Below are 25,618 nucleotides of genomic sequence, written 5' to 3'. Positions count from 1 at the left end.
GAGGTGGGGCACTATGAACAGGCCATTGCCCAGGGGCGCATCAGGTTCTCGATGTGGTTGTTGTACACGCTGACCGCACCGTCGAGGAGGAAGCGCCCGAGCGCACTCCAGCGTTTGAGGCTGTTGTCCAGTGCGCCGGCGATGCCGCTGCCGTCGGGCACCCGGGTGCGCTCGTGCCGCATCCACGCATGCAGCTCGTCCCACACGGGCCGGGCGTGCAGCAGGCGATGCGCCAGCCTGGCCCGCGCGTGCATCCCGCGCCCCTGGGCCTCGATCTGGTAGAGCCTGGCGATGCGCCCCACCGCCTGCGCCGCCACGGGACTGGCATGGGCGTTGGCCAGTTCGTCGAACTTGCGCCGCGTGTGCGCCTGGCAGCCCGCCTCGATACAGCCTTCTCGTTTGAAGACGGCAGCGTAGCCGCCGTAGTCGTCACATGTGAGCGTGCCGCGCCAGCCGGTGAGGAACTGCATCGGGTACTTGGCGCCACGTCCTGCGCAGAAGTCGTAGACGACGCCGGCCAGGGCGTCGTGCTCGCCGCGCGCATAGGCCCACACGTAGGCCTTGGCGTGGCGCTCAACGGGCCCTTCAGGCGGCTCATCTGCTGCAGGAGGCGCTTGCGCTCCTTCGCGGTGACGCAACAATGCCGCCGATGCAGACAGAAAAGCGCGCCTCCGACAGGCTTCTGAGGCTGCCTGAGGTCGAGCGCCTCACCGGCCTGCGCAGGTCGGCCATCTACGAGCAGATGCGCAGGGGCATCTTTCCGCGCTCGGTGAAAACCGGACAGCGCACCGCGGCGTGGCCGGAGAGCGCCGTGCAATCATGGATCGCGGAGCGCATGAACGGGCGCGCGACATGAATGCTGCATGCATCCATATCGGAGACGGCCCGAACCCCAACCATGAGCGCCCCATGCCGGTGACCGCATCCGCGAATGGCTCGGCAGGCAGACGTTGAGCGGCACGCCGATCATTAGGGGTAGCCCGGCCTAGCTAGGACCAACCAAGTTCGACAGCTTGAGACTGTTATGCACAGGCCTCGGTTATGAACAGTTCCCACCGGCCATCGGGTTGAGGGCCTGGATTTCCGGGCGCCGCCGATCGGAGTGGCGCCTGTGAACTGGACATAAGTTCGGCTCTGGCGCAAGGCTGGTGATCTCACAACTGGAGATCACCATGGATTCGACCCGTTCGCTGCACCCGATGGCCAAGGCCTGGCTACTTGATGGGCCGCTGTCGCCATACGTCGATGCGTTCGAAGCGCTGTTGGAGCGTGGCCGCTACGCTGACGCAACCGCAGCGACGGACATGCGCGCGTTGGCGCACTTCGCCCATTGGATGACCGGGTGCCGGTTGACCGCCGATCAGATCGACGAAGGACTCGTCAAGCAGTTTCTGGATTCACACGTGCCGCGATGCGATTGCCATGCGACGGCATTGCGCACCCCCAGCGCTCTGCGAGCCAGCCTCGCACACCTGTTGGCGTTACTGCGCGAGCAGCACGTCATCTTGGAGCTGCCCGGACCCAGCGGCCCCATTGCCGAAGAACTGCACCGCTACAACGTGCACACGCGCGATGCCTGCGGCCTGGGGGTGGGCACGCGTGCGGGCCGACTGGCGATCGTGGGCAGGCTGCAGCTGTGCAAGTTCGCCGGCAGCGCCATCGCCATCGGTGAGCTGCAAGCAGAAGACGTTCGCGGCTTCATTGCAACCGAGCTGACGCGGGTGGACAGCAAGTCCCACGCCAGCGCGCTGGCCGCCGCACTGCGGGCGTACTTGCGGTACCGCGCCACCTGCGGCGATGTCCTGCATGCCCTGCTCGGCGTCATCGCGTCGCCGGCGCGGTGGAGCCTGGCATCGCTTCCACGCGCACTCACGACAGAGCAGGTCCAGCGACTTCTGGCTTATTGCGCCCAAGCCCCGCGCACGCCGCTGCGCCTGCTCGCCATGGTGCGCTTGGCGCTAGATCTTGGGCTGCGCGTGGGCGAGATCGCCAGGCTGCAGATGCACGACTTTGACTGGCGCGCCGGCACCGTAATCTTGAAGGGCACAAAGTCCAGCCGACAGGATGTGCTGCCACTGCCGGCGGCCACCGGCCAAGCGTTGGCCGCGTACGTGATGCGGGAGCGGGGCACGACCACGCTGCCAACCCTGTTCGTGCGCCGTATGGCACCGCACGACAGGCCGATCGGGGTGCATGCAGTGAGCCGCGCTATCGGTCGTGCCCTGCGACACGCTGGCATCGACCACGCCAGCCATTCGCTGCGCCACACACTGGCGTGCCGTCTGGTCAACAACGGCGGTTCGATCAAGGAAGTTGCCGACGTGCTGCGGCATCGATCCATGAACACCTCGTTGATCTACGCCAAGCTCGACTTCCAAGCGCTCGCCGAGGTGGCCCTGCCTTGGCCTGGGAGTGCATCATGAGCGCCCCCGCAGGCTCCAGCAGCGACCTTGCCTGTCGGGTGCAGCAATATTTGGATGAGCGACGTCGCTTTGGGTTCGAACTGCGGACACCTGCCCGCGTCTTGCCCAACTTTGCGCGATTCGTCGCCGCCGCCGGCCACACCGGGCCGCTGACGATCGAGCTGATGGCGCAATGGGCACGCCAGGTGGAGGCCAGACGCCTGGTGAACGGCTCGCCCGACAGCGATACAGCGGCGCGTCGGCTGGCGGCGCTAAGGCCATTCATGCGCTGGCTGCGGCAATTCGATCCGACCACTGAGGTTCCGGATGACTCCAGCTTCGGCCCGCTTCCCGGCCGTGTGTCGCCTCACATCTACTGCGAGGTCGAGATCGTTGCGTTGCTGGGGGTTGCCAGCCAAATCGGTCCGTCGGATGGCCTGCGCGCCGCCACTTACACGACGCTGTTCGGACTGATCGCTTCGACCGGACTGCGAATCTCCGAAGCGCTGAGACTGCTGGACCCGGACGTGGACCTGGACCGAGGCCTCCTGACCATCCGTCAGACCAAGTTCGGCAAGTCCCGCCAAGTGCCGCTGTATCCAAGCGCGATCGGTCCATTGACGACCTATCAGGCACTGCGCCGCCAGCATGTACGTCCGACACCAGATACGACCTTCTTCATCAGTTCGCGCGGCGTGCGCCGGGGTGAGCCGTTGGGTGAGAGACAGGCGCACCGGATGTTCGCGCAGTTACGCGAGCAATTGGGATGGATCGATCGAGGCGGGCACGGCCAACCTCGGATCCACGATCTTCGCCACAGTTTTGCCGTGAGGCGGCTGATCTTGTGGCACGAGCAGGGTGCCGACCTCCATCAACGGATGTTGGCGTTGTCCACGTACATGGGGCACGTCAGCATCTCCAACACCTACTGGTACCTGAGTGGTGTGCCGGAGCTGATGGCGCTGGCCGGCGCACGGTTCGAGCGCTTTGCGGATCTCGGAGCGTGCGACTATGACTAAGCCCAACGAATCCAAGCTGGCCCCACCCAGCTTTGCGGCGCTCGTGCAATCGTTCTTCGCCGAACACCTGACCCAGCAGCGTGCGTTGAGTGCCCGCACCGTGGCGGCCTACCGGGACGCGTTCTTGCTGTTCCTGGAATTCGCCCAGACGCGGCTGCACAAAGCCCCCACGGCCATGCAGCTCGCAGACGTAACGCCCGCTCTGATCCTGGCCTTCCTCGACCATCTGGAGAGCGATCGGCACAACATGGTCCGCAGCCGCAATGCGCGGTTGGCCGCACTGCGCACGTTCCTGAAGTTCGCGGCGCGCAAGGACGTGACGGCCCTTCACATCGTCGAGCAAGCATTGGGCGTGCCCATGAAGCGCTTCGAGCGACCCATGCTCGGCTTTCTGACGCGGGAGGAGATGTTGGCCGTGATCGGAGCGCCCGGTGCGGGTTGGGTCAGTCAGCGCGACGTCCTGCTGCTTGCCCTCATGTACAACACCGGCGCTCGCGTGTCGGAGGTGATCGGTGTGAAGGTTGCCGACGTCGTACTCGCGCCTGCTGCCTGCGTGCACCTTCATGGCAAAGGGCGCAAGCAACGCTCGGTGCCGCTGTGGCGCTCCACGGTGAAGGGGCTGCGCGCATGGCTGCGGTTGAACCCTGACCTGGGTCCTACGTCGGCGTTGCTGCCCAGTCGCGCAGGTGTGGCGATGACGCGATCCAACGTGACGCAGCGGCTGGCGTTGGCCGTAAAGGCCGCCACGCGCACGTTGCCGAGCCTGGCCGGCCGAGCGATCTCTCCCCACACGCTGCGTCACTCGACTGCAATGCACCTGCTGCAGTCCGGCGTGGACATCAGCGTGATCGCCCTGTGGCTCGGCCATGAAAGTCCGACGACGACGCACCAGTACGTCGAGGCGGATCTCGCCATGAAGGAGAAGGCGCTGTCTCGGCTTCAGGATCCCGGCGTCGTAGCACGCCGCTTCCGAGCAGATGACTCGCTGCTGGACTTCATCAAGGCTCTCTGACTATGCACAGCGCGGAGCCGCGACCGCGCTTCCCGGTGCGAAGCAACGCCGCTGCTCTGCCAACACCAACTGTTCATAACCGAGGCCTGTGCATAACAGGCTTTATGGAGAGCTCTCCATAAAGACTGGCTGCTGACCTTGAGTTTTCAGATCTGAATGACCGTCGCTTGCGAAACCCGACATTCACGCTCGCCAAGCGCGTCGGCCCGCTGTACCCCCGTAACCGGTCAATCAGCGAAAGCTCACCGCTAGATCACGCGAACGGCTGCTCGCGCAGCTGGTGAACTATCGCTCTGCGCCCGTTGCGGTCGGTCACAGCCGCGACCTTGAGTGCACGCCAGCGGACAATTGCAAGGGTCCGGCGGTTGGCGATCTCAATCCGCGGAGCGCCACAGGCACCATGCCAAGCACCAGTCTCCGATGTGCGTATGCCCGACGAACTCTGCGCTCGGCCGCCGTTCTGGGCGCGCTCATGGATCCGCGAAGTGCTGGAAGCTGACGAACTCAAGCACGGCCCGACGCGGCGTGGCCATCTGATTGACAGGCACATCGCGATCGGGGTAGCCCAGCGACATGCCGCACACCGTCAGCTCGTGCTCCGTGAAGGCCAGGTGCTGTGCGATGACCGGATGGAACCGCGCGAACGACACCTGCGGACAGGTGCCCAGGCCGCGCGCTGCGGCGGCGATCATCACGTTCTGGACAAATAGGCCCAGGTCGAGCCAGCTGTGGGGCGCCAAGCGCCGGTCGATGGTGAAAATCAGGCCGACCGGCGCGCTGAAGAACACGAAGTTCTTTTCGGTCTGCCGGATGCGGCTGGGCATGTCGGCGACGTCCACGCCGAGCGTCTGGTAGTAGATCGCACCGAAATCGCGCTGCCGCTGGGCGTATTCGTCGGGCAATGGGTCGGGGAAGTGCGGGGATGGCGGAAGCGTGTTCTCGCGGCAGGCGCTCACCAACGCGGCGCCCAGTGCTGCCAGGTGCGCACCGGCGACGGCGTGCACCTGCCATGGCTGGGTATTGGAATTGCTGGGCGCGCTCGATGCCACGTCCAGGATCTCTTCCAGCAGGGAACGCGGAACGGGCTCCGGCTTGTAGGCGCGCAGGCTGCGCCGCCCCCGTAGTACACCGTCGACCACGCGCGTGGTGTGCGCGATGTCGCCCTGCGTCATGGCCGCTCCTCGGCCTGCGCTTCGACCGGCGGCGCGTGGTATGCAATGCGCCCGGCAGGCAGGTAGAACAAGGCGATGACCGCGCCGCCGCGGGCTTCCGGGTAGTGGTGGCTGCCCGGGCCGGGCGCCGTCCAGCCCGCTTCGCACCAGCCGTTGGGCCCTGCCAGCGCTGCGCCAGCGTTGAGGGGGACCACCATGTTCAGCTCGCCATAGGGATGCGCGTGGTACTGCCCGCGAAAGGTGTTGCCCGGGTTGCCCTGCGTGTTGGCCGTGCTGTCCATGTACACGGCCGTGATGCTGAACCAGTGCGTGCGCTCCGACGGCTCCACGAGGCGGCTGCGCCGGTAGTGCGGTCCGGTGATCTCGACGTTGGCCGCCCAGCCGTCGCGCACGCCGGCCTTCACCAGGCGCGCGAGCTGCTCGTAGACCTCGCTTCCTGGGCCATGGGTCAGGTTCAGCCAGCGCTCGACGTCTGTGCCCGCGGTCATGTCCTTCACTTCGCCGAGGAAGGCGATGCTGCGCGCTATCAGTTCTTCCCGGTCTTGGTTGCTGTCGTGCTTGCTCATGGTCACTCCTCTGATGTGAAGCCGGAGGCCCGCACGACCGGACCCCATTTGTCGCGTTCGGTCCGGATGTGGCTTTCGTAGGCCTTGGGCGTGAGCGTGAACAGCTCCATCCCGACCTCCTTGAAGTCCGCCACCAGGGCCGGGTCCTTGCTGGCCGCGAGCACGTCGTCGTACAGCTTCTTCACCATGGCTTCGGGTGTGCCGGGGGGAGCGAAGACACCGTAGGATTCGACGCCGGTGATCGCGGGGTAGCCTTGCTCGGCGAAGGTCGGAACGCCAGGCATGGCGCGCGAGCGCTTGTCGCCGCTCACGGCCAGGATGCGCAGTTTGCCGCTCTGCAGGTACGGCAGGAAGTCGGGGACAAATCCCAGGTACGCGGGGATCTGACCACCGAGCAGATCGTTCATGGCCGGCGCCGAACCCCGGTAGCCCACGTGCTGCAGTTTGAGCGCCGCTGCCTCGGACAACTGGAAGCCCAGAAAGTGCGCCATGGAGCCCGCCGCGGGCGACGCGAACATGGCGTGGTTGGGAGACCGTTGCGCCCACTGCACGTAGTCGGCGAGGGTCTTGACGGTCGCGGGGACGGCGTTGCTGACGGCCAGGGCACAGGTCGCCGAGACGACCGGTGTGATCGGCACGAAATCGGCCACCGCGTCGTACGCAAGCTTCGTGTAGACGTGCGGGTAGATGCTGAGCGCCGAGGTGTGCGTGCACAGCAGGGTGTTGCCGTCCGCGCGCTCGCGCTTGAGCTGTGCGTGGGCCAGGCGGCCCGCGCCGCCGGGCCGGTTGTCGACGATGGTGGTGATGCCTTGCTTGCGCCATGCCTCGGCCACGCGGCGCGCAGTCTGGTCCAGCGTGCCTGCTGCGGGGTAACCCACGATGATCCGTCGCGGGGGCGCCGGGGCTTGCGCCCAGACCATGGTCGGCAGTGCCGACGTGGCCAGCGTGGCGAGGCCGATGGCACCGAAGCGCCGACGTGAGAGTGGGTTCATGGGGGCTCCGCGAGGTTGCAAGGGGTTGAGGGCTCCATGATCGTCATCCGTCGCCATGAACGGAATCGCCCGTTTTGCAAGAGCACAATGCACGCCGTGCAATATCGGAGACGCGCACCATGAGCATCGGACGCATCGACCTGAACCTCATCAAGGTGTTCGACGCGGTCTATGAAGACCGCAACCTGCTGCGCGCGGGAAAGCGCCTAAACCTGAGCCAGTCGGCAGTCAGCCACGCGCTCACGCGCTTGCGCGAGGTGGTGGGCGACGAGCTGTTCGTCCGCACGTCCAAGGGCATGGTGCCCACGGCACGGTCAGCGGCGATGGCCGACGGGCTGCGCGACTCGTTGCGCCGGATCGAGGCCACGCTGGGGGTGGAGCCCTTCGACCCGGGCAAGTCCACACGCCGCTTCGCGGTGGCCGCCAACGACCACCTGACGGCGGTGATGGTGGCGGAACTGAGCCGGCTCATGGCGGTAGAGGCCCCCAGCATCGACCTCGTGGTCCGGCCGTCCACGCGCCTCGATCTCGCCGAGGCGATCGACGTCGGCAAGATCGACATCGCCGTGGGCATCTTCGCGCAGGTGCCCTCGCGCCTGAGCGCGCGGACCTTGATGACGCAGGGCGAGATGATCGTCATGCGCAAGGGGCACCCGGCTTCCCGCCGCAAGCTGGCACTGCGTGACCTGGCGCGTTATCCCTTGGTGACGGTGTCTGTGGGCGGCCAGGAGGAGGGCGCCGTCGGCGGCTTTATCCTGGAGCGTGGCCTGGCGCGGCAGGCCGAGATGTTCGACCGCCATGCGCTCGAAGAGGCGTTGTCAGCCAACGGCCTAGCGCCGCGGTATCGCACGACCGTCCCGCATTCCCTGGCGATTCCGGCCTTGCTACGCGGCTCCGACATGTTGTCCATCATGCCGTCGTCGCTGGCGCGCAGTCTGGCAGGTGCGGGCGAGTTGCTGGTGCGCGAGCCGCCCTATCCAACCGCGCTGTCCACGTTCCGCGCGGTCTGGCACAGCCGCAATGACCACGACCCCGCGCAGGTGTGGCTGCAGGAAAGCATCGCGCGGGTGGCGCAACAGGTGGCCTAGCCGTTTGCCGGGGGGTGTGGGTGGTCGTGGTGCGGGCAGCCGCCTGCCGCCTGGCAGCCCGTTCGGCGGGTCCAGTCCGAAGCCAGGATGATGCTGCACATGTCCATGCGCTGGAAGGCGGGGTCCTTGAAAGCCAGGACATCGTCGTTGAAGGTGCCGAAGGTGCTGAGCGGGCGGTGTTGCATGCCTTCGTAGAAGGCGTCGATGATGCCCTGCGCAAAGTCTGCTTCCCGCGGAGAGGCGGCGACCACGGCCGCGCGCTGCGCCTCGGAAAACTGGTCGTAGCCGCGGCCCGCCACGTCCATGCCTGCCCCGGCCTGGACCAGTGCGATCTCCGGGCGCATGAACTGCGGTGTGCCCGGCGTGGTGTGCAACGCAACGGCGTTCCAGACGGTCTCGATGTCGGCATCGCGCACGCCGTGGCACCGCAGGAATTCCCGTGCGGCATTCGCACCGTCCACTTCGAAACGTAGCTGGCTGTCGCGGTAGCGTGCGGTGAGGCCGATGTCGTGGAACATCGACGCCGCGTAGAGCAGCTCCGGATCGAAGCTCAAGCCTGTGCGGGCCCCGGTCAGGTAGCCCCAGCAATACACGCGCACGGAGTGGTGGAAGAGCAGATCGCTCTCGGTGTCGCGGATGAACTGGGTCATCTCCCGCGCGAGCTGGCTGTCGGGTATGTACACCCCAGCGATGGCTGAGTGCGTCATGGCGTGGTCCTTGTGCTGATGGATGTCGCTTGTGCGTGCGCGCCGCTGCAGTGGCCCCGCATCACAGGGCGGCCAGGGCCTGGGGCGTGTTGCGGAACGCGATCGCCATCCGGTTGTAGGTGTTCATCAGACCGATGGCGATCGTGAGTTCCACGAGTTCGGGCTCGCCGAGCACGGAGCGGGCGGCGGCGAAATCGCTGTCGGGCACGCCGGTCTCTGCAACGCGGGTCACCGATTCAGCCCAGGCCAGAGCAGCGCGCTCATGCGCGTCGAAGAGCGCGCCTGCCTCGCGCCATGCTTGCAGCAGGGCGATCTTTTCGATGGGCTGGCCCTTCTTCAGCAGATCGCGCGTGTGCATGTCCAGGCAGTAGGCGCAGTTGTTGATTTGGGAAACGCGCAGGTACACCAGGTCGACGAGAACAGGCGACAGGCTGCTCTTCGAGATGTACCCATACACGCCGCCCAGCGCCTTGACGCCAGCCGGGGCGACCGTGTTGTAGTCGATGCGGTTGCTCATGGTCGTGATCCTCTTGGTCGGTTAATGAATGGGGGTGGTGAGTGCCGTGTCGTCGCTGTCCACGACGAACACCGCCAGCAGTTTTGCGGGCCGGGTCTTGCTGGCATTCCTGCTGACGGTGTGCCGTGCGCCGGGAGGCTCATAGAAACTGTCACCAGCACGCAGGATCTGCCTGGGGCCTTCATTCACCTGCGACTCGATGGCGCCCGAGACCACGTAGCCGTAGATGAACGCGGACTTCGCGTGCACATGGGAGGGCGAACCGGCGCCGGGCGCGTAGTCGACGACCACGGCAACCAGCGACTTTCCGGGAATGTTCGCAATCTGCTGCTGTAACGCGGGCGTGACTTTCTCGCCCGCGCCGTGTGCGTTCGCGGCAGGGGTCGTCAACAAGCCGGTCGCTCCGGCGGTGAGCGTGATGGCGAGCAGCCATGAAGCATGCATGGAGCTTCTCCTTGAAAAAATGATGGGTGGCGTGCAGGGGTTCAGCCGGCGAACCCGAGGATCTGTGCGAAATCCTGCAAGCGAACCCGGGGCATGGCAGCCCGGTTCACCGGGGCCTGCGTGTCCCCGTATCCCATGGACATGCCGAACGCGGTGATCTCTTCCTGCGGCATCTGCAGATACGTCGCAATCGGCTCGTGGAACTGCGCGAAGGCCACCTGGGGGCAGGTGTCGATGCCGCGTGCCTTGGCCGCGAGCATCACGGTCTGCGCGAACAGGCCGAGGTCGATCCAGCTGTGTGGCTTCAACCGGCGGTCGATGCTGAAGATGAGGCCGACCGGGGCGCCGAAGAAGGCGTAGTTGCGCTCGGTCTGGCGCGTGCGCGCAGCGGTGTCGGAGCGTTCGATGCCGAGCGATGCGTAATAGCGGGCACCGAAGTCCTGCAGCCGGTTGCGAAACATGTCGGGCAAGGGTTCAGGGAAATGCGCCGGTGCCGGCGCAACGCCGGCGCGTGACGCGGTGACCAGCGCATGGGTCAAGCCGTCCTTCACCTCGCCACTGACCACGTACACGCGCCAGGGCTGGATGTTGGCGCCACTTGGGGCGCAGGCTGCCTCGGTCAGGATCTCCTCCACGGCTTGCCTAGGAAGAGGGCTGGCTTTGAATGCGCGCGTGGCACGGCGCGAACGCACGACGCAAGAAACGCATGCTGCGGTGGTTTCTGGCGACCATGGCGCAGCGATGGCGCTTGGGACGTCGCGGTGTTGGGTGAGGGTTTCAGTCATCGTGTTCTCTTCGTGATCGCTTGGAGAAACGCGATCTTCGAGGAGATCCGACTTGAATGGAATTGATGTGTTTGCAGTTGCATATTGCACACAATGCACGGCGCAGACCGGCATCTGGGGGCCCCACCGAACTGCGGATCTACACCGACCTCAGCGCCCGCGGGGCGACTCCAGGCCGAGAGCAACGGCGTCTGAAGCCCCGGCCGGAGTTGATCACCGAGGGATAGCGGCGAATCGCTTGCGGTACTCTGCGGGCGTGACTCCGACTTGCCGCATGAACGCTCTGCGCAAGACGTCCGCATCGGAGAACCCGCAGCTCGCCGCAACCTGCTTGGGCGCCAAGTCTCCCTGCTCCAGCAGGCGACGCGCGGTGCCTACGCGCACTTCTTCCACCCAAGTCGCCGGCGTGATCCCCACCGCCACGCGAAACAGCCTCGAAAGGTGTCGAGGACTCAAATGCATGCGTTCGGCCAGGCGTGCGACGCTGTGATCGAGCGCGGGGTGCGCGCCGACCCAACGCTGCAGATCCTGCAGCGCCGCCCGACCGACAGGCGCAGCTGTGCCTTGCCTGCTGAACTGCACCTGGCCGCCGGGCCGCTTGAAGAACATGACAAGCTGGCTCGCGACCCGGATCGCGATGTCATGCCCGAGATCTTCTTTTACCAACGAAAGTGCCAGGTCGAGCCCCGCGGTGACGCCAGCAGCCGTGCGTAGCCGCCCGTCGCGCACATGAATGGCATCCTTCTCGACCACCACGTCAGGGAATCGCTCGCTGAGCTGCTCGGCCACGGCCCAGTGTGTGGTTACCCGCTTTCCGCTCAACAAGCCGGCTGCCGCGAGGACGAAAGCGCCACTGCAGACAGATCCGTAGCGTCTCGTGCCCGGCGCACTTTGCCTTAGCCAGTCGAGCACCTTGCCAGACACCGGCAGTTCAGCGGGGTTCGCGCAGCCAGCGACGAGCAAGGTGTCGATGGGTTCGTCAGCGTCTCGGTTGATGGTCCAGTCCGGCATCAATCGCACGCCGGACGAACTGCGCAGGGGACCCGGGGCAGCGGCGGCGACGACCAGTCGGTACACCTCCCGCTGCGCCTGCGTATTCGCTTCGGCAAATACGTCCAGCGGACCCGACACATCGAGAAGCTGCACACCCGGAAATGCCAGCAGCACGATCGTCTTCAACTTCTTGGTCACCGATGGCCGCTCCGGTCTTGAAATGTCTTAAATCGACGTGCCACGTTGATTTAAGACGTGGCACGACGATCCTATCCTTCTTCAGACCACTCAGCGAAGGAAACCCATGTCATCCGCCCAAGACGCCGCCATCCCCGACTCCACGCTGGCGAGAGCCATCACGAAGTTCATTCGCGACAACGAAACGGACTTACTCTTCAACCATTCGAGTCGCGTGTACCAATTCGGTGCACTGGCCGGCGTCAAGCGCGGCCTGAAGTTCGACCGCGAGCTGCTCTATGCCGGTGCAATGTTCCATGACATCGGTCTGATGCCGGGCTACAGCAGCCAAGATGAGCGCTTCGAGGTAGACGGGGCACATGCCGCCCGCGCCTTCCTGCGCAGCCACGGCATCCCTGAGCAGGACGCCTACACCGTGTGGACCGCCATCGCGCTCCATACGACGCCCGGTGTGCCACAGCACATGCATCCTGTCGTCGCGCTGGTGACCGCTGGCGTCGAGATGGATGTGCTGGGACTGACATACGCTGACTATTCGGAAGCTGAACGCCACGCGGTAACAAGCGCATTTCCGCGCACTGCCAGGTTCAAGGAGGACATCATCCAGGCCTTCTACGACGGTATCAAGCACAAGCCCGGCTCGACATTCGGCAACGTCAAGGCAGACGTCAAGGCAGACGTCAAGGCAGACGTCATGGCCGACAAAGAGCCGCACTTCCATCGTGGGAACTTTTGCAGCGCGATCCGCTGCTCGCATTGGCACGGCTAAGTGCCTAGCCTCTCGCTCTGTCACTTGCACATAACGGCGCGTTGGGAACTATCGCCGATGGAGTCGTGTTCATGATCGCCGCCCGTTGATCCCCGGTGGCCACCCAAACTGCCCCACGTGTGGCCACTCAAACTGCTCCACCTGGCCGGGGTGAATTGACCCACTGAGAACGGTGTGTCAGGCGCCTCCGCCCTGACGAGCAGGACGTAACTTTCGCCCCCTTGGACACGAGGGGACTCAACGAGGTGAACGTCTTGAAGCCACATCTACAAACCACCATCTGGACGCTGCTGCGGGCCGGCAACAGCCAGCGAGAGGAATGGCAGATTCTCGTGCCTGGCCGCGATTATCTGCTGCCGTAAACTACCAGAGCTGACCAAGGGCTGACCCGCTGCGCAGGTGTTGCGGATCTCGGTTGATGAGAATAGGCTCAGAGATCATGCGAATACCGCCTGTCTGCGCGGGCACGTCGACCCTTTCAAAACTGCTGACCGCGCGGATGAGTGATGGCATGTTTGCGGCACAGCGCACCTCTCCTAGAGGCAGTCTGATCAGCAGCCCACATGAATAGGCTGGGCGCTGCTCGCGGCGCGAGCCAGTCTCGATTCCAGTACGGAGACTCGACTTCCATTGGATTCACGAAGACGCATCGGCGGCAGTAGTACGCTGCGCGAGCTCCCAGCACGGCGCAGTCCAACTTGACCAGGCAAGCGACAGCCGTGGACGGCAGATGCGTCAATGCGCCAAGCCGGTTTGCCGATTCCTGCGAGACAGAGACCGGGCACAACCAAGTCAACGGCCCGGTCAGTCAGCGCGACGTCCTGCTGCTTGCCCTCATGTACAACACCGGCGCTCGCGTGTCGGAGGTGATCGGTGTGAAGGTTGCCGACGTCGTACTCGCGCCTGCTGCCTGCGTGCACCTTCATGGCAAAGGGCGCAAGCAACGCTCGGTGCCGCTGTGGCGCTCCACGGTGAAGGGGCTGCGCGCATGGCTGCGGTTGAACCCTGACCTGGGTCCTACGTCGGCGTTGCTGCCCAGTCGCGCAGGTGTGGCGATGACGCGATCCAACGTGACGCAGCGGCTGGCGTTGGCCGTAAAGGCCGCCACGCGCACGTTGCCGAGCCTGGCCGGCCGAGCGATCTCTCCCCACACGCTGCGTCACTCGACTGCAATGCACCTGCTGCAGTCCGGCGTGGACATCAGCGTGATCGCCCTGTGGCTCGGCCATGAAAGTCCGACGACGACGCACCAGTACGTCGAGGCGGATCTCGCCATGAAGGAGAAGGCGCTGTCTCGGCTTCAGGATCCCGGCGTCGTAGCACGCCGCTTCCGAGCAGATGACTCGCTGCTGGACTTCATCAAGGCTCTCTGACTATGCGAAGCGCGGAGCCGCGACCTCGCTTCCCGGTGCGAGGCAACGCCGCTGCTCTGCCAACACCAACTGTTCATAACCGAGGCCTGTGCATAACAGTCTGGAGCGATCGGCGTCGACTCGACAACGAACGACAGCAGTTGGTGGATAGCGCCGACTTGACCGGTAAGCGCCGCTGCGGAAGGGTAGCAAGAATGCCGCAGAAGTCATGGCTTACCCCACCAGCATGTCCACTCTGCGCCGTGGTCAAGTCGAGCCGCTACTGCGGATCAAGCAGCGCATCGGAGAGTCCGCGGGACTGCGCAGGAGCAAGGGGAAAGTGGGCATCCACAGTCGGACTATGGCGTGAACGCCTCACAGCCCGCGAATCCAAAACCGCATCGGCGAGCAACCCAACACCAAAACCCGTCCAAAACACCCGCAAACCCGGAGGTTCTTGCGTGGCGATTGCTTGCAGCGGCTCGCGCTCGCCGCACCGGCGCCCCATACTGGAAGCGCTCCCGTGGACATCGCGTCTACCAAGCCTTCATCGGCCCCTCGCTGGGCCCTGAAGTCCAGCTCGCTGGCGTCGCAGTCGTCACCTGCCTTGTAGCACCGGCCCCGCGCCGGTTGGCCATCCCTGGATGGTCTGGTACTGCCATCGGCACTCTGCCGATGCCGACCCCATGCCCCGCAGCCCGCGCTGCAGGCATCGAGCGAAGGCTTGCGTCTCGGGATGCAGGCCTTCTTCTTTGTTGGCCGTCAAGGTCAGCCGACCGCGCTCCAGCCCGCCTGGAGCTTTCCCAACTGGGGACCCGTGTCCCCGCGCGGGATGGGCGTTCCCTTTCACACCATGAAGGAGAACCCCATGTCCACCGTCCCCGTCTGTCAGGCGATCCGTCGCGTGCCGGTGCTGCTCGGCGGCAGCAGCCGTGTTCGACCCCTCGCCTCGCGGCACCCGAGCGTGCCCATCTTGTGTCGGTCATTGCCCGGCGTCGCGCCGACGTCCCCCTTCGCTCCGGGGTACCGCCTGCGTCTTGCACTCCGGTGCGATGCGCCAGCGACCCGCCCGATTCCAGGAGAACCAAGATGAGCCTCACGACCTTGCGCACCCTGCCCAGCCGCCCCACCGTGCAATCAGAGGAGGAGCAGGCCTGGGTCTCGTTCTACCGGCGCGCCCGCCATCAACCGGCGGTCGCGGCGGAGGTGTTGGCCCAGCTCGATCTGGACCCGGAGATGAAGCGCGCGCACCTGGCGCTGTACCTGTGCTGCCGCGAGTCCTTGCGCCTGCACGAGGAACGCGCCGCCCGCGATGCACGCCTGGTCGCCCGTCTGCGCTGGCTGGGAAGCGCCATCGCGGTCCGGGGAGCGGGCGCGCTGCGCCGCCTGCTCGGTCGAGCCGGCGACGTCGCGCTCGCCAGCCTGCCGGCCGCGGCGCCAGAGCCTGCCAAGGCCAAGGTCCGGCGGCTGGCCGCCGATCCAGCCCTGCGGGCTGCCCGCGCAGCCTATGCGGCGCAGCCGGCAGCCGCGGTGCCAGCCAGCGCCACCACGGGCGAAGCGGCGGCCGCACCGTCGACCGCGGCATCGGCCGTGCGTGCCGTCGGCGGCGCCTGACGCCGATGGGACCATGCTGGGGGCACACCGCCCCCGGTGTGGCCCCATCAGGCGGCCAGGCAGCGGGCCACCTCCCGATCGATCAACCAGTGCAGGAACTGCGTGTCCTGGGAGTGGCCCCAGTAGTGCGCCTTGCACTGCGCGACGTAGCGCCCCAGGTCGGCCGGCGTCCTGACACCGTCCGGCGCGATATCGGTCAGCTGCAGCAAACGCGCGTGCTCGGCACGCGTGAGACGGATTGAAGAACCCAGGCGAAGCATGGTGGTGCACCTCCCACCACCATCGTGGCGCAACGCAAGCGCGTCGGCGCGCCGCAGGACGCCATGGGTGCAAAAAATTCTGGACTGACACTGCCATGGGACTCAGGTGTGACTGCGTTGGCCGGTCGTTCCCCACACGCGACGGTCGGCCCGAGAGCCTGGCCGTCACCGACCTCGCCGATCTTGCCGACGCGTCAGTCGTACGCCACACACGTTGCACATCGGTCTTGCGAACCGGCTGATGACCCTGCAAGGGCATCCAGACCACCGCTCGCGCTGTGGCCAATCCCGTCTCCCACCATTGCCGGTGCCGGCTGCCGAAGCGCGTCCAGGTCGATGACCGCGTCCGCCAGGGCGACAAGCTCCGGCGTCTGGGTCACGAAGTACTCGCGCGCGTAGCCTCCCAGCCGCAGCACGGCGCGCTTCATGGCCATGAACATGCGCTTGCGCTCGGGGTCGAGCGCGCCATCGGCCTCGTCCGAGAACAGGGTGCTGTAGCGCCGGCCCGTGTGCATGGCCAGGTACAGGGCCACGGCCCGCACCAGGCAGGCCTCGATCCAGGTCCGCTCGCCCCCTGACATGAGGCCCAGCGCCTTGGGCTCGCCACCGGTGCCGTCGTGCACAACGATCTCGAAGCCCTCGCGCAGTTCGCCCTTGCCCGTGGCGACCTGCGTCTGCAGCGCCAGCGTGAAGCGTGGACCATGGCTGGCCAGCAGCAGGTCGTTCGCCAGGGCCGCCAGCGTCGGGCCCACATCGTCGATGGCCAGGGCGATCAAGCCATCGTGGCCGAGGCAGCGCGCCAGTAAGTTCCAGTCGCCCAGCTCCCGTTCGACGTCGGCGCAATGGGCGCCACGCACGGCCAGCCACGGCGTCAGCATCCGCTCGCGCGCCTGCAGCGCTTGGGCCGACTGCGCATCGCGGACGGCGTCCAGCAGTGCCTGCTGTGCCAGGTCGTGCGCGGCGCGAGCCCGCGTCACGGCCTGCGCGGCCGCACGCAGGGTGCCGTCATCGGCCAAACTGGGCAATGCCGCCAGATCCGCATCCAGGCGTGCGCGCGCGTCCTGTGACCGGGACTGGGTCTCGATGCGCATGCGGACGATCGCCTGCCGCTCCTGCGCGATCTAGGCCAGGCCCTGCCCCGCCCCAGCCAGCGCCGCCGTTCTGCGAAGCGCCACGGCCCGCTCGCGCAGCGCCGCGCGCCGCTCCTGCGCGCACCGCGTGACCACAACCTGTGCCTCCGGCCGCACCGCCTTCGCCCCGCGCGCGTCATCCAGCAGCGCGCAGCGGCCCTGCAGACCGGTGCCCGCGCAAGGCACCTCGCCGACAAGGTCGCAGCGCCGCGTCAGTTCCTCCAGGCGCAGGATCGCCTTGCCGGCCTCGCGTTTCAGCGCGGCCAGGCGTTGGTCGGCCAGTTGCAGCGTCGCCTGCGCCTGTTGCGCGTCCTGCAAACGCCGACGGCAAACCTGTGTCGCCTCCTGGCGCAGCGCGTGCAGCTGCAGGGCCAGCGGCAGCCGCCGAGCTGCACGCTCTGCGGCGTCCGCCTGCGCGAACGTCTGCAGCGCGGCTGCTCGCCGCTGCTGCAGCCGTCGGCGCTGCTGCGCTTGCTGTGCCGCGCGCTCCGTCGCGCGCTGTTGCAGCCGGCCGAGCCGACGGCCGGCCGCCACTTCCCGCGCTTGCAGCGCCTGCACAGCACGACCGGCCTCGTCGTCCAACCGGTTGCGCTGGTCCAGCAGCCGCGCGCGCTGCCCCGCCACGGCCTGCTGCTGCGCCTGCTCGGCTGCGTGGCACGCATGGTCCGCGACCGCGCGGTCGAAGGCATCAGATGTCGACCGCAGCGTCTCGGTGCAGACGGTCTGCCGTAGCGCCACATCGCCCAGTTGCTGCAGCGCATCGCGCAGCTGCGTCGCTTCCTGCTCCGCGACGTCGCGCTCGCGGCGCAACGCGACCAAACCGGCCTTGAGCAACCGTGCAGTCTCCGCGGCGCGCGTGCCCAGGGCCAGGATCTGCTCCTGCCCAAGCAGGTCGGCCAGCAGGCCCTTGATCTCGGCATTGCGGTAGTCACTGAGCGGCCGACGCCCCTGCGCGGCAAACACCGAGGTGAAGAAGGTCTCGGCGCTGCCGCACAGCCGCTCGACACAGGCGTTGTAGCTGTCCAGTCGCCCATCGGCGTGGGTGCCATCGTCCAGGACGACCGGGCGCCAGCCGCCATCGTCTTCGAGCCGGTGCAGGAAGGCCTCGGTACGGCGCCGTCCGTTCAGCCGCACCACGATCTGCGTGCGGTAGCTGCGCCCCTCATGCGCCCAGACCAGGTCCTTGAGGTTCTCGGGCAGGTAGACATGGTCGTAGTAGCTGAAACCGCCGAGCGCGCCGCTGGCGCCGCGGCTGGCGAGCAGGTTGTACGGTGTCAGGTTGTCCATGACCGTGGTCTTGCCGCTGCCGTTGGCTCCGGTGATCGCGATCAGCGCGACGTCGCCGGTGAGCGCTTCCAGGTCGAGATGGAGCTCGGCCAGGCCGAGCCCGTCCCGGACGCCCCGGAAGCCCTTGAGGGTGAGTTGCAGTGGTTGCATGGGTGGCTCCAGCGGGCACCAGGCCCGATGCACGCAGAATGCGCGCAGATTGGCTTGCTGCAACAGCGCCGGCGCTGCGGTGAGCCCATTGGCCCCGTGGGATCGCCATGCCGATGCGCAGCGCCAGTGCAGGAGAGGCCTGTTCTGGAGGAGCTGCGGGGAGTCGAACCCCGCTTCTCACGATGAAAACCTGATGTGAACCGATCGACGGTAGCTCCGTGAGGACGCCAGCGTCAGCGCAGCGGCGCCATGCCAACTTCGCGGCCATCACGGGCGTCGACGACATGCGCCGCGAGTCGGCCAAGCGGCAGGAGAGACGGACACCGAACTGCCCTACCGAAGCACACGCCGTGCCGATGTCACATCGGAAGCGTTCGGAAAGCACCTCTTTGGCAAGATGGCCGCAATTTTCGCAACAACACCGCCTCAAGATCACGGAGAGAAAAATGAAACTCCGACTGCTGGCCCCTGGCGCAACCGACCTCCAATGCGAAAAGGGCGAAGCTGCAGCGGCCGCATTCCTGGCCCGGGCCGGCATCTCCGCCGAGGATGCAAAGCGCGGGGCCGATGTTCGGGCGGTGTGGGGTGACAGCGGCACGTCTCCGCTGATGGAGCCAACGCCTGAAGATGTGGCCGCAGCCGATGCCTGGGACAACGCGCGGGAGTCGGCGATGATGTCCTGCTATCGGGGCGCGAACGTCCCTCTTGGAGCCGACCTGGACCTGGTCGACGAAGGCGACTGAAGGGCCCCACGGCGGAGCGCTACGCCGAGACGCAACCGGGCTCCGCGATCTTGTCCCGCAGTTCGATTCGGTGCGTGTCAACTCCATCCGCTTGCAGCGCCTCGGCAAGCCTGGTCTTCAACAACCAGCGGTTGTTCAAGGACGCCTCCATTCATTCGCAGGCAAACGATCTGCCTCGAACTTCGGCAGCGCCGGCCACTTGCACGATCCGGATTTGCTTCATGGCAGCAGCATATCGCCGCGATCACCGGCCGTCGTGTGATCGGCTTCACGCCCAGCCAGCAGGTCTCGAAAGCTCTCAGTCGCACGTTGCGCCACGGGATGCCTGTCGATCGTCACCATCCGAACGCCAAGCCATCCATGCCGCCAAGACGGAAACTGTTGAGCACCAGAACGAACGATCGCGCAGCACGGCCCGGCGGCAGACCGCAGTGTGGCGACACGCCGATGGTGTTGATCGCCATGCGGGTGACTCAAGAGCAGCGCAACAAGTTGAAGATGCTGGGCGGCGCGGCCTGGGTGCGCGACAGGATCGAACGACGAAAGTCTCGGAATAAAGGTGTTCGTGCCCGGCGGCGCACTGGGCCAGCCGAAGGTAGCGGCTCTTCAGCAGTCCACACGAGCCCGCGGTCGAAAGGCCGAGGCGTAAAAGCGAGGCCTACAGGCGACGGTCGCCTCACCAGAACGCCCACCAGTGCGGCCGGACGGTGCGCGCCTCCAGCGGCCGCAGGTCCAAGGCGCAAGGCTCGCGCGGCGGCGCGTTGCCGCGGCGACGCCGCAATTCCGACTCGTACAGGTGCGCCGGCGCGCGGGCTTCGCGCACGCCACGCAAGGCTTCGGCCCGCAAGGACTTGGCCAGCCCCTCGAGCTCGCCATCGGACAGGTGCTGCAGATCCTCCATGGCCGGCATTCTGCCGCGCCGCAAGACACTGCCACCCGCTCCGTCGGCGCGGGTCAGGGCCAAGCGGCCGGGGATCGCTGACAAGCCCGTGTGGCCGGGTCAGCCGTCAGACGCTCGCCACGATGTCACGAAGCGAATGGGATGGCGGCGTTCGTCGTCATACGGGGCAGCGTCAACAGCCTGGTCGCGATCTCCTCCGGGCTGGCGGCGGCCAGCGCGGCCAGGCAGTCCTGCAGCGCGGCATCCTCGACCTGCACCGTGCGGGCCCAGGCCTGCACCTGGTCGGCCAGGCGCGGCAGCTGCGCGATGCCGGGCGCGCGCGTGCGCATCAGGGGCACGATGCGGCCCTCCAGCTGCACGTCGGCGGCATGTCCCAGGATCTGCAGCATGGCGCTGCGGTCGACCGCCTCGCGGTCCTCCTCCGCGACCGTCCAGCGCACCCGCACGCTGGCGCCGTGGACTGCCGCATCCGTGGCCGCAGCGCGCAGTTCAGTCAAATCCGGACGGCCCGCGAACACGATGTCGACCGTGCGCCGCGCCGGCGTCGGCTCCAACCTGCACTGCGCATGGTCGGCCTGCACCTCCCACACCAGAAAGCCCTTGTCGCCCTGCTCGCCATGGTGGAAGCGCCCGATCGAGCCGGCGTAGGCGATGCACTGGACGCCGCAGCCGCCCTCCTGCTGCCAGCCCTGGTGCCGGTGGATGTGGCCCAGCAGAAAGGCCTGGGCCTGGGCCGCGAAAAGACCGCCGGTCGTGAACTCATGGTCGAAGCCGGCCATGGGCACGCCGTGCTCGCTGAGGCAGCCGAACACCGTGCCATGCGACACGCCGAGCGTCGGCAGGCCGCAGGCACGGGCCACCCGGTGCAGCGGCGCGAAGCCGGCCAGCAGCGCGGCCAGTTGCTCGCCCAACCCCGCGCCCGCATGGGCCGCGCCGACGGCGGCCGCGACCGCCGCCTTGTTGACCGTGGGCACACAAGAGAACACGGCCGCGGCATCGCCAGGCACCGCGTCGAAGCGCCAAGACGCAGAGGCCGACCAGCCCCCGTCCCGCGTCAAGACCACCTGCTGGAGGCGGTCGGCGACATGGATGGGATGGCGACCGCCGACGCTGCGCAGCACGGCCAGCGCGCCCGGTGGCTCGTGCGAGTAGGTGCCCTGCAGCACCAGCACGGGGCAGACGTCCGCCAAGCGGCGCAGCTGGGTCAGCAGCCGCGCCGTGGCCGGGGCGTGCAGTTCGAGCGGATGGTCGGTCGCGTCGCCGGACAGCACGGCGGCGTCGACACCGAGCGCTGCGATGCGGTCCACGGCATGGGCCAGGCAGCGGTCGGCCTCGGCCAGCGTGCGCGTGCCGTAGTGCAGGTCGGACAGATGGGCGATGCGCATGGGCGTCTCCGGCGGCATCAGTGCGCCAGCGCATGCTCGACCTTGTCGGCATAGCCGGCCGGGTCGTGGCGGTGGCGCTCCAGTTCGTCCCAGGCGCGCGCGCGGTCGTGCACCTGCCGCTGCCAGCCGATGCCGAAGCGCCGGGCCGCGAAGGCCAGGTAGCGTTCCGCGGTCAAGCCCATGGCTGTGGCACGGGTCAGCAGCTGCGCGACGGACGGCGCTTCGGCCGCCGTCGGATGGGACGCGGCTACCGCGGCCTCGGCCTCGTCGATCGCATCGTCATCGAGTGGCCCTGTCGCCATCCCGGCACGCCCCACCTTGCCCGTGCCACGTTCCAGCACGGCGGCGGCCCGATGGGCCTGGTGCACGGCCGTCTCCTCGTCCTCACGTTCGCGCAGCAGCGCCGTCACGTCGACCGGCGCCTCCAGCTCGACGATCCATTGCGGCACGCGCACGGCCCGACCCTGCTCGTCCAGGTGCGCGACGTCCTGCTGCACCTTGGTCAGCCAGAAGCTGGCGCGCTCCTGTCCCAGGAAGGCCGCAATGCGGCCACCGCGCAGCTGGGCCACGGCCTGGAAGCGTTGCAGTGCCCGGCTCATCGCGTAGAAGCTGTTGGTCGGCAGTTCCAGCGCGCAGATCGAGCGCACGCCGGGCACGAAGAACACGAAGCGCCCGGTCAGGTTGCATTGCCGGTTCTGGTACTCGGGGCAGATCTCCGGGTCGCAGACGCCACCGTTGTCCTCGCGTGGCACAGCCTTGCGACCGCCGAAGACCCGGATGGTCCGCCGCCCGCCGGCGTCCAGCGGCACCGGCGCATGGTCCATGCACAGCCGCCGCTGGCCGTCGGGCGCGACCTGGGACCAATAGCGCTTCTCGTGCGTGGTCCAGCAGGCCAGCTCGTGCGGCATCACGGTCATCCAGTGGTCCGAGGGAAACACCACGGGGAAACGGTACAGCCGCCGCCCCTGACCGCGGTCCTCGCCATAGGCCTCCATGATCTGCTCCGCGACCTCCGGGTTCGGAAAATCCTGCGCGCGCACCGTGAACCAGGGCACATTGCGCGGCACCAGCGGCGACTTCAGATCGGGCAGTGCCTCGGCCAGCAGGCGCTCGATCTGCTCGAACGAGCGGCCCTCGGCCACGCCCTGGCGGTACAAGGTCTTGGCCTCGGCGTGCTCGGCCGCGCGGCGCGACAGCACCATGATGCCGGGCCGGATCTTGCCGGCCGTCGGAATGCGAGCCGGCCCCTGGCCCAGCAAGCCCGGCGGCGCGAGCAGTCCGCCGTAGACCGAAAAGAGTGCATTGCTCATGGAAATCTCCATGGATGGCCCCGGCACATGCCGGTGGACCATGCTCGCGCGGCGCGCTCGGTGTTCAAGCCCTGCGGCGCCGGCGGGCCGGCACGCTGCGCGCAGCGCACAGAGAGGCCACCGCGCCATGGGTCCGCTGTACCGGTTGCCGCCATGCCTCGGTCAAGCCCCACCCACGGCGCGCCTGATCGCAATATCCCGCCGTTTTTGGCGCCGATTCCCGGTGGCGCGGCGCGCCGGTGTGCGCCAGCATGGCGACCTTGGATGGCGCGCTGTCGCGCAGTGGGGAAGCAAAGCATGGACAGCCAGGACAACGGTGACGCGCTGCGCCGCACGCAATGGGAGTGTTCGGTCGACATGTTGCGCGCGGTCGTCCGCGGACAGTCGTACGACGCCGTGGCGGCGGCGCAAGCCATCTCGCGCACGGCCGTCGAACGCCGGATCAAGGCGGTGGCAGCGCTGCTCGTCGCCCGCGCGCAGATCCAGGGACTCAACGCCCAGGCCTCTCATTCCATCAAGCGGCTGCGCCTGCACCGCGACGCCGTGCTGCGCGGCCTGGAGGCGCTGGAGCACCAGGAGGCGGAGCGCGCGCGACCGGTCGCCATCCTGTCGGACGCGGACATCGCCGCCGGCGCCTTGCGCATCCGGGGCCGCAGCCGGCAGCCACTGGAGGACGTGGCGATGTACTACCTGCTGTTCGCGACGGGCGCGCGCCCGCTGGAGATCGCGCGCCTGCTGGTGCGCGACTACCTGCGCAGCGACGGCAGCGTTCGGCAGTGCTCCGAGATCCGCGACGAGGTCTCGACCACCGGACGGTCGCGCCCGCTGCTGTTTGCCAGCGCGCATCTGCGCGAGGCCTTGGACGCCCACCTGACCGAGCGGCTGGCGGCCGGCCGCGGTCTGGGTGCCACGCCGGCCTACCGCGGCCTGGCGCCGGACAGCCGGCTGTTTCTGTCGCCCACGGGGACTGGCTATGCCGTGGCGCACCCGGGCGAGGATGGCGAGCACCGCCTGGAATGCCGCGCGGTCTGGCACCACTACCGGATGCTGTTCCGCCACGCCCAACTGACGCAGGTGACGGCGCTGACGGCCCGTCGCACGGTGGCCGAACGCCTGTACGCGCGCGGCGCCGACGAGGACCAGATCGGCCTGCTGTTCGGCATCGTCGAGCGGCGCGCGGTGCATGCGCAGTTCCCGCGCCGGCCGCCCACGCTGCAAGCGCTGCTGCAGGACCTCGTGTGACGCCATGGATGCACCGGACACCACCGTCGCGGCGGACGTGCCGCAAGAGCCGCAGCACTTCGCGCTGCACGGCCGGACCTGGTGGTCGGGTGACCCAGGGTTTCAGGCCGCATTGGCGCGGGCGCACGCGACCGGCGACCGGCCGCGCTGCCTGTGCACGCCCGCGGGCACCGACATGTACGTGGCGCTGCACCAGCGCTATCTCGTCAAGCGCATGCCGCAAACCGGCGACCGGCACCATCCGACCTGCCCGTCCTACGCGCCTGAGGGCATGCTTTCGGGCCTGGGGGCCTTAGTCGGAGACGCCGTGGTAGAACTTGACGCGGACCGGGTCGAACTGCGGGTCGACTTCCCGTGGATGCGCCTGCAGGGCGGGCGCGCCCCGCCACTCGGCGCGCCCGGCGATGCTGCCGAGGTGGACAGCCCCCGCGGCCGGATGTCGCTACGCGCCGTGCTGCACTACCTGTTCGAGCGGGCCGGCTTCAACCGCTGGACGCCAGCCATGGCGGGCCGGCGCAACCAGGCGGTGCTGCACAAGTACCTGATGGAGGCGGCCACCGGCATTGCCATCAAGGGCACGGCGTTGGCCGAGCGCCTGTACGTGCCGGAGCCGTTCAGCCCCAGCCGCAAAGACGCGCTCGCCGCGCAGCGCCGCGAACGCCTGTCCATCACCCGACCGCAGGACGGACGCGTGCCCCTGGCCCTGGTCGTCGGCGACTTCAAGCTCTGCCAGCCTGGCACCCTGGGACACCGGATCTGGATCCGGCACATGCCGGACACACCACTGCTGGTGGGACCGGCATGCTGGACCCGCATGCTCCGCGCTTATGGGCCGCTGCTGGAAGCGCACGATGCGGACGACAGCCGGCGCGTGCGCCTGGTGCTAGCGGCGTTGGTCCACGCCCGGCAACCCGGCGTGCACGAAATCGACACGGCCTGTCTGATGTTGACCAGCCGCGATTGGATCCCGCTCAGTGCTTGGCACGAGCTGCCGTTGATCGAGGCGCTGGTCGCGCAGCAGCGGCGATTCTTCAAGCCGCTGCGATATGACGCGCCTTCGGCTGCGCCGTTCGCCAACGCGCTGTTGCTCGACGCGGGACCGGCGCCCATGCCGCTGCACGTGCTGAGCGCCTACATGTCGCCGCGGGATCGGCTGCTGAAGGACGAAGCCGTGCGCAACGCGGCGGATCGCGCCTGGGTCTACGCCGCCGATGGGCCGCTGCCCGCGTTGCCGCCACGCGGCGCGGTTGGCGCCTCGCGCCCGACCGCTGCCGCTGTTTAACGAGACGCAACGGGAAGTTCGCGGCCATACAACAAGCCGTCAGCGCAGCGGTGAGCGCCGATGTGCCGCCCCAGCGCCGGGGCCATCTCCCACTGCATGGCACGCTACACGGGCCCAGTGCCAGCGCATATGACCCTAGCGAACGAAGAACACCACCATCAAGACCTCTTGGTTGCTCATCTGGTTGATGTCCCGGGAAGTGGTGTAAGTCTTGATCGCGCGGCAGGCCGCGCAGGGTGGAGCCCGTAGGGCGTAACCCGTAGCGGCCTGCCGCGCGGCGGCCGCTCCTTTGTGGGGG

Annotated in this window: 27 protein-coding genes and 1 tRNA gene; 11 read left to right on the top strand and 17 right to left on the bottom strand. The window is 67.5% G+C overall.

What is annotated here, in order from left to right; genetic code table 11:
* Positions 1 to 11 precede the first annotated feature (11 nt).
* Complete coding sequence (locus AC099J_RS29910; protein ID WP_479618965.1) at positions 12 to 638, bottom strand: IS66 family transposase; 627 nt, start codon at positions 636 to 638, stop codon at positions 12 to 14.
* An 11-nt stretch (positions 639 to 649) separates the two neighbouring features.
* Here AC099J_RS29910 and AC099J_RS29905 point away from each other — a divergent pair, with 11 nt between their 5' ends.
* From AC099J_RS29905 to AC099J_RS29890, 4 genes are all read left to right on the top strand, one after another.
* Positions 650 to 856 carry a helix-turn-helix transcriptional regulator gene (locus tag AC099J_RS29905; RefSeq protein ID WP_479618964.1) on the top strand — a complete coding sequence of 69 codons (207 nt, stop codon included), beginning with the start codon at positions 650 to 652 and terminating at the stop codon, positions 854 to 856.
* Between the two features lie 316 nt (positions 857 to 1,172).
* The gene (locus AC099J_RS29900) at positions 1,173 to 2,423 is read left to right on the top strand and encodes a site-specific integrase (RefSeq protein ID WP_479618963.1); all 1,251 of its coding nucleotides are present in this window, start codon (positions 1,173 to 1,175) and stop codon (positions 2,421 to 2,423) included.
* Positions 2,420 to 3,421 carry a tyrosine-type recombinase/integrase gene (locus AC099J_RS29895; RefSeq protein WP_479618962.1) on the top strand — a complete coding sequence of 334 codons (1,002 nt, stop codon included), beginning with the start codon at positions 2,420 to 2,422 and terminating at the stop codon, positions 3,419 to 3,421. The genes AC099J_RS29900 and AC099J_RS29895 overlap by 4 nt, the downstream gene beginning before the upstream one ends.
* Positions 3,414 to 4,433, top strand: a complete 1,020-nt coding sequence (locus AC099J_RS29890; protein WP_479619005.1) for a tyrosine-type recombinase/integrase — start codon at positions 3,414 to 3,416, stop codon at positions 4,431 to 4,433. The genes AC099J_RS29895 and AC099J_RS29890 overlap by 8 nt, the downstream gene beginning before the upstream one ends.
* Before the next feature lie 470 nt (positions 4,434 to 4,903).
* Here the strand turns inward: AC099J_RS29890 and AC099J_RS29885 are convergent, their stop codons facing one another.
* Genes AC099J_RS29885 through AC099J_RS29875 form a run of 3 tightly spaced genes read right to left on the bottom strand, consistent with a single transcriptional unit; the run spans position 4,904 to position 7,163 of the window.
* Positions 4,904 to 5,605: a nitroreductase gene (locus tag AC099J_RS29885; RefSeq protein WP_479618961.1), complete on the bottom strand. Its 702-nt coding sequence runs from the start codon at positions 5,603 to 5,605 to the stop codon at positions 4,904 to 4,906.
* Entirely contained in the window at positions 5,602 to 6,171 is a 570-nt protein-coding gene (locus AC099J_RS29880) for a 4-hydroxylaminobenzoate lyase (RefSeq protein ID WP_479618960.1), read from the bottom strand. The genes AC099J_RS29885 and AC099J_RS29880 overlap by 4 nt, the downstream gene beginning before the upstream one ends.
* Positions 6,172 to 6,173: 2 nt before the next feature.
* The gene (locus AC099J_RS29875; RefSeq protein ID WP_479618959.1) at positions 6,174 to 7,163 is read right to left on the bottom strand and encodes a tripartite tricarboxylate transporter substrate-binding protein; all 990 of its coding nucleotides are present in this window, start codon (positions 7,161 to 7,163) and stop codon (positions 6,174 to 6,176) included.
* Between the two features lie 119 nt (positions 7,164 to 7,282).
* Between AC099J_RS29875 and AC099J_RS29870 the strand changes: the two genes are divergently transcribed.
* Positions 7,283 to 8,251 carry a LysR family transcriptional regulator gene (locus AC099J_RS29870; protein ID WP_479618958.1) on the top strand — a complete coding sequence of 323 codons (969 nt, stop codon included), beginning with the start codon at positions 7,283 to 7,285 and terminating at the stop codon, positions 8,249 to 8,251.
* Here AC099J_RS29870 and AC099J_RS29865 read toward each other — a convergent pair.
* From AC099J_RS29865 to AC099J_RS29845, 5 genes are all read right to left on the bottom strand, one after another.
* Positions 8,248 to 8,958, bottom strand: a complete 711-nt coding sequence (locus AC099J_RS29865) for an HD domain-containing protein (protein WP_479618957.1) — start codon at positions 8,956 to 8,958, stop codon at positions 8,248 to 8,250. The genes AC099J_RS29870 and AC099J_RS29865 overlap by 4 nt on opposite strands.
* Positions 8,959 to 9,019: 61 nt before the next feature.
* Positions 9,020 to 9,475, bottom strand: a complete 456-nt coding sequence (locus AC099J_RS29860) for a carboxymuconolactone decarboxylase family protein (protein WP_479618956.1) — start codon at positions 9,473 to 9,475, stop codon at positions 9,020 to 9,022.
* A gap of 21 nt (positions 9,476 to 9,496) precedes the next feature.
* Positions 9,497 to 9,919, bottom strand: coding sequence for a cupin domain-containing protein (locus tag AC099J_RS29855; RefSeq protein ID WP_479618955.1), 423 nt, complete (start codon positions 9,917 to 9,919; stop codon positions 9,497 to 9,499).
* Positions 9,920 to 9,960: 41 nt separating this feature from the next.
* Positions 9,961 to 10,611 carry a nitroreductase gene (locus tag AC099J_RS29850; protein ID WP_479619004.1) on the bottom strand — a complete coding sequence of 217 codons (651 nt, stop codon included), beginning with the start codon at positions 10,609 to 10,611 and terminating at the stop codon, positions 9,961 to 9,963.
* A gap of 306 nt (positions 10,612 to 10,917) precedes the next feature.
* On the bottom strand, positions 10,918 to 11,895 hold the full coding sequence (locus tag AC099J_RS29845; protein ID WP_479618954.1) for a GlxA family transcriptional regulator: 978 nt from the start codon (positions 11,893 to 11,895) through the stop codon (positions 10,918 to 10,920).
* Between the two features lie 106 nt (positions 11,896 to 12,001).
* Between AC099J_RS29845 and AC099J_RS29840 the strand changes: the two genes are divergently transcribed.
* The 3 genes from AC099J_RS29840 to AC099J_RS29830 all read left to right on the top strand — a co-directional run bounded on the left by AC099J_RS29840 (position 12,002) and on the right by AC099J_RS29830 (position 15,630).
* Positions 12,002 to 12,664: an HD domain-containing protein gene (locus AC099J_RS29840; RefSeq protein ID WP_479618953.1), complete on the top strand. Its 663-nt coding sequence runs from the start codon at positions 12,002 to 12,004 to the stop codon at positions 12,662 to 12,664.
* A gap of 719 nt (positions 12,665 to 13,383) precedes the next feature.
* Positions 13,384 to 14,037 (top strand): tyrosine-type recombinase/integrase, encoded by a 654-nt coding sequence (locus AC099J_RS29835; RefSeq protein ID WP_479618952.1) that lies wholly within the window; start codon positions 13,384 to 13,386, stop codon positions 14,035 to 14,037.
* A 1,068-nt stretch (positions 14,038 to 15,105) separates the two neighbouring features.
* Positions 15,106 to 15,630, top strand: coding sequence for a hypothetical protein (locus AC099J_RS29830; RefSeq protein WP_479618951.1), 525 nt, complete (start codon positions 15,106 to 15,108; stop codon positions 15,628 to 15,630).
* Between the two features lie 47 nt (positions 15,631 to 15,677).
* On the opposite strand, the gene AC099J_RS29825 is transcribed toward AC099J_RS29830, so the two are convergent.
* From AC099J_RS29825 to AC099J_RS29810, 4 genes are all read right to left on the bottom strand, one after another.
* Positions 15,678 to 15,890 (bottom strand): hypothetical protein, encoded by a 213-nt coding sequence (locus AC099J_RS29825; protein WP_479618950.1) that lies wholly within the window; start codon positions 15,888 to 15,890, stop codon positions 15,678 to 15,680.
* Between the two features lie 194 nt (positions 15,891 to 16,084).
* Complete coding sequence (locus tag AC099J_RS29820; protein ID WP_479618949.1) at positions 16,085 to 16,981, bottom strand: P-loop NTPase family protein; 897 nt, start codon at positions 16,979 to 16,981, stop codon at positions 16,085 to 16,087.
* Between the two features lie 30 nt (positions 16,982 to 17,011).
* Positions 17,012 to 18,457 (bottom strand): sbcc family protein, encoded by a 1,446-nt coding sequence (locus AC099J_RS29815; protein ID WP_479618948.1) that lies wholly within the window; start codon positions 18,455 to 18,457, stop codon positions 17,012 to 17,014.
* A gap of 145 nt (positions 18,458 to 18,602) precedes the next feature.
* Positions 18,603 to 18,675 (bottom strand) — tRNA-Glu (locus AC099J_RS29810).
* Positions 18,676 to 18,903: 228 nt separating this feature from the next.
* Between AC099J_RS29810 and AC099J_RS29805 the strand changes: the two genes are divergently transcribed.
* Positions 18,904 to 19,200 (top strand): hypothetical protein, encoded by a 297-nt coding sequence (locus tag AC099J_RS29805; RefSeq protein WP_479618947.1) that lies wholly within the window; start codon positions 18,904 to 18,906, stop codon positions 19,198 to 19,200.
* A 335-nt stretch (positions 19,201 to 19,535) separates the two neighbouring features.
* Here the strand turns inward: AC099J_RS29805 and AC099J_RS29800 are convergent, their stop codons facing one another.
* The 4 genes from AC099J_RS29800 to AC099J_RS29785 form a co-directional block, all read right to left on the bottom strand.
* Entirely contained in the window at positions 19,536 to 19,664 is a 129-nt protein-coding gene (locus AC099J_RS29800) for a hypothetical protein (protein ID WP_479618946.1), read from the bottom strand.
* Positions 19,665 to 19,876: 212 nt separating this feature from the next.
* Positions 19,877 to 20,101, bottom strand: a complete 225-nt coding sequence (locus AC099J_RS29795; RefSeq protein ID WP_479618945.1) for a hypothetical protein — start codon at positions 20,099 to 20,101, stop codon at positions 19,877 to 19,879.
* 125 nt (positions 20,102 to 20,226) lie between these two features.
* Positions 20,227 to 21,486, bottom strand: coding sequence for a metallophosphoesterase family protein (locus tag AC099J_RS29790; protein ID WP_479618944.1), 1,260 nt, complete (start codon positions 21,484 to 21,486; stop codon positions 20,227 to 20,229).
* A 17-nt stretch (positions 21,487 to 21,503) separates the two neighbouring features.
* On the bottom strand, positions 21,504 to 22,796 hold the full coding sequence (locus AC099J_RS29785; RefSeq protein WP_479618943.1) for a recombination directionality factor: 1,293 nt from the start codon (positions 22,794 to 22,796) through the stop codon (positions 21,504 to 21,506).
* 297 nt (positions 22,797 to 23,093) lie between these two features.
* Here AC099J_RS29785 and AC099J_RS29780 point away from each other — a divergent pair, with 297 nt between their 5' ends.
* The gene (locus AC099J_RS29780; RefSeq protein WP_479618942.1) at positions 23,094 to 24,038 is read left to right on the top strand and encodes a site-specific integrase; all 945 of its coding nucleotides are present in this window, start codon (positions 23,094 to 23,096) and stop codon (positions 24,036 to 24,038) included.
* A gap of 4 nt (positions 24,039 to 24,042) precedes the next feature.
* Positions 24,043 to 25,320 carry a DUF1173 family protein gene (locus tag AC099J_RS29775; protein WP_479618941.1) on the top strand — a complete coding sequence of 426 codons (1,278 nt, stop codon included), beginning with the start codon at positions 24,043 to 24,045 and terminating at the stop codon, positions 25,318 to 25,320.
* The last annotated feature ends 298 nt before the right edge of the window (positions 25,321 to 25,618 follow it).

Source organism: Rhodoferax sp. RT4P68 (assembly GCF_056521305.1).
This window is presented reverse-complemented; position numbering and strand designations above follow the sequence as displayed.

Excerpts from the sequence above, each read along its gene's own strand:
- AC099J_RS29905 (WP_479618964.1), top strand. The coding sequence starts at position 650 with ATGCAGACAGAAAAGCGCGCCTCCGACAGGCTTCTGAGGCTGCCTGAG.
- AC099J_RS29900 (WP_479618963.1), top strand. The coding sequence starts at position 1,173 with ATGGATTCGACCCGTTCGCTGCACCCGATGGCCAAGGCCTGGCTACTT.
- AC099J_RS29895 (WP_479618962.1), top strand. The coding sequence starts at position 2,420 with ATGAGCGCCCCCGCAGGCTCCAGCAGCGACCTTGCCTGTCGGGTGCAG.
- AC099J_RS29890 (WP_479619005.1), top strand. The coding sequence starts at position 3,414 with ATGACTAAGCCCAACGAATCCAAGCTGGCCCCACCCAGCTTTGCGGCG.
- AC099J_RS29885 (WP_479618961.1), bottom strand. The coding sequence starts at position 5,605 with ATGACGCAGGGCGACATCGCGCACACCACGCGCGTGGTCGACGGTGTA.
- AC099J_RS29880 (WP_479618960.1), bottom strand. The coding sequence starts at position 6,171 with ATGAGCAAGCACGACAGCAACCAAGACCGGGAAGAACTGATAGCGCGC.
- AC099J_RS29875 (WP_479618959.1), bottom strand. The coding sequence starts at position 7,163 with ATGAACCCACTCTCACGTCGGCGCTTCGGTGCCATCGGCCTCGCCACG.
- AC099J_RS29870 (WP_479618958.1), top strand. The coding sequence starts at position 7,283 with ATGAGCATCGGACGCATCGACCTGAACCTCATCAAGGTGTTCGACGCG.
- AC099J_RS29865 (WP_479618957.1), bottom strand. The coding sequence starts at position 8,958 with ATGACGCACTCAGCCATCGCTGGGGTGTACATACCCGACAGCCAGCTC.
- AC099J_RS29860 (WP_479618956.1), bottom strand. The coding sequence starts at position 9,475 with ATGAGCAACCGCATCGACTACAACACGGTCGCCCCGGCTGGCGTCAAG.
- AC099J_RS29855 (WP_479618955.1), bottom strand. The coding sequence starts at position 9,919 with ATGCATGCTTCATGGCTGCTCGCCATCACGCTCACCGCCGGAGCGACC.
- AC099J_RS29840 (WP_479618953.1), top strand. The coding sequence starts at position 12,002 with ATGTCATCCGCCCAAGACGCCGCCATCCCCGACTCCACGCTGGCGAGA.
- AC099J_RS29830 (WP_479618951.1), top strand. The coding sequence starts at position 15,106 with ATGAGCCTCACGACCTTGCGCACCCTGCCCAGCCGCCCCACCGTGCAA.
- AC099J_RS29825 (WP_479618950.1), bottom strand. The coding sequence starts at position 15,890 with ATGCTTCGCCTGGGTTCTTCAATCCGTCTCACGCGTGCCGAGCACGCG.
- AC099J_RS29820 (WP_479618949.1), bottom strand. The coding sequence starts at position 16,981 with ATGCGCATCGAGACCCAGTCCCGGTCACAGGACGCGCGCGCACGCCTG.
- AC099J_RS29815 (WP_479618948.1), bottom strand. The coding sequence starts at position 18,457 with ATGCAACCACTGCAACTCACCCTCAAGGGCTTCCGGGGCGTCCGGGAC.
- AC099J_RS29805 (WP_479618947.1), top strand. The coding sequence starts at position 18,904 with ATGAAACTCCGACTGCTGGCCCCTGGCGCAACCGACCTCCAATGCGAA.
- AC099J_RS29800 (WP_479618946.1), bottom strand. The coding sequence starts at position 19,664 with ATGGCGATCAACACCATCGGCGTGTCGCCACACTGCGGTCTGCCGCCG.
- AC099J_RS29795 (WP_479618945.1), bottom strand. The coding sequence starts at position 20,101 with ATGGAGGATCTGCAGCACCTGTCCGATGGCGAGCTCGAGGGGCTGGCC.
- AC099J_RS29790 (WP_479618944.1), bottom strand. The coding sequence starts at position 21,486 with ATGCGCATCGCCCATCTGTCCGACCTGCACTACGGCACGCGCACGCTG.
- AC099J_RS29785 (WP_479618943.1), bottom strand. The coding sequence starts at position 22,796 with ATGAGCAATGCACTCTTTTCGGTCTACGGCGGACTGCTCGCGCCGCCG.
- AC099J_RS29780 (WP_479618942.1), top strand. The coding sequence starts at position 23,094 with ATGGACAGCCAGGACAACGGTGACGCGCTGCGCCGCACGCAATGGGAG.
- AC099J_RS29775 (WP_479618941.1), top strand. The coding sequence starts at position 24,043 with ATGGATGCACCGGACACCACCGTCGCGGCGGACGTGCCGCAAGAGCCG.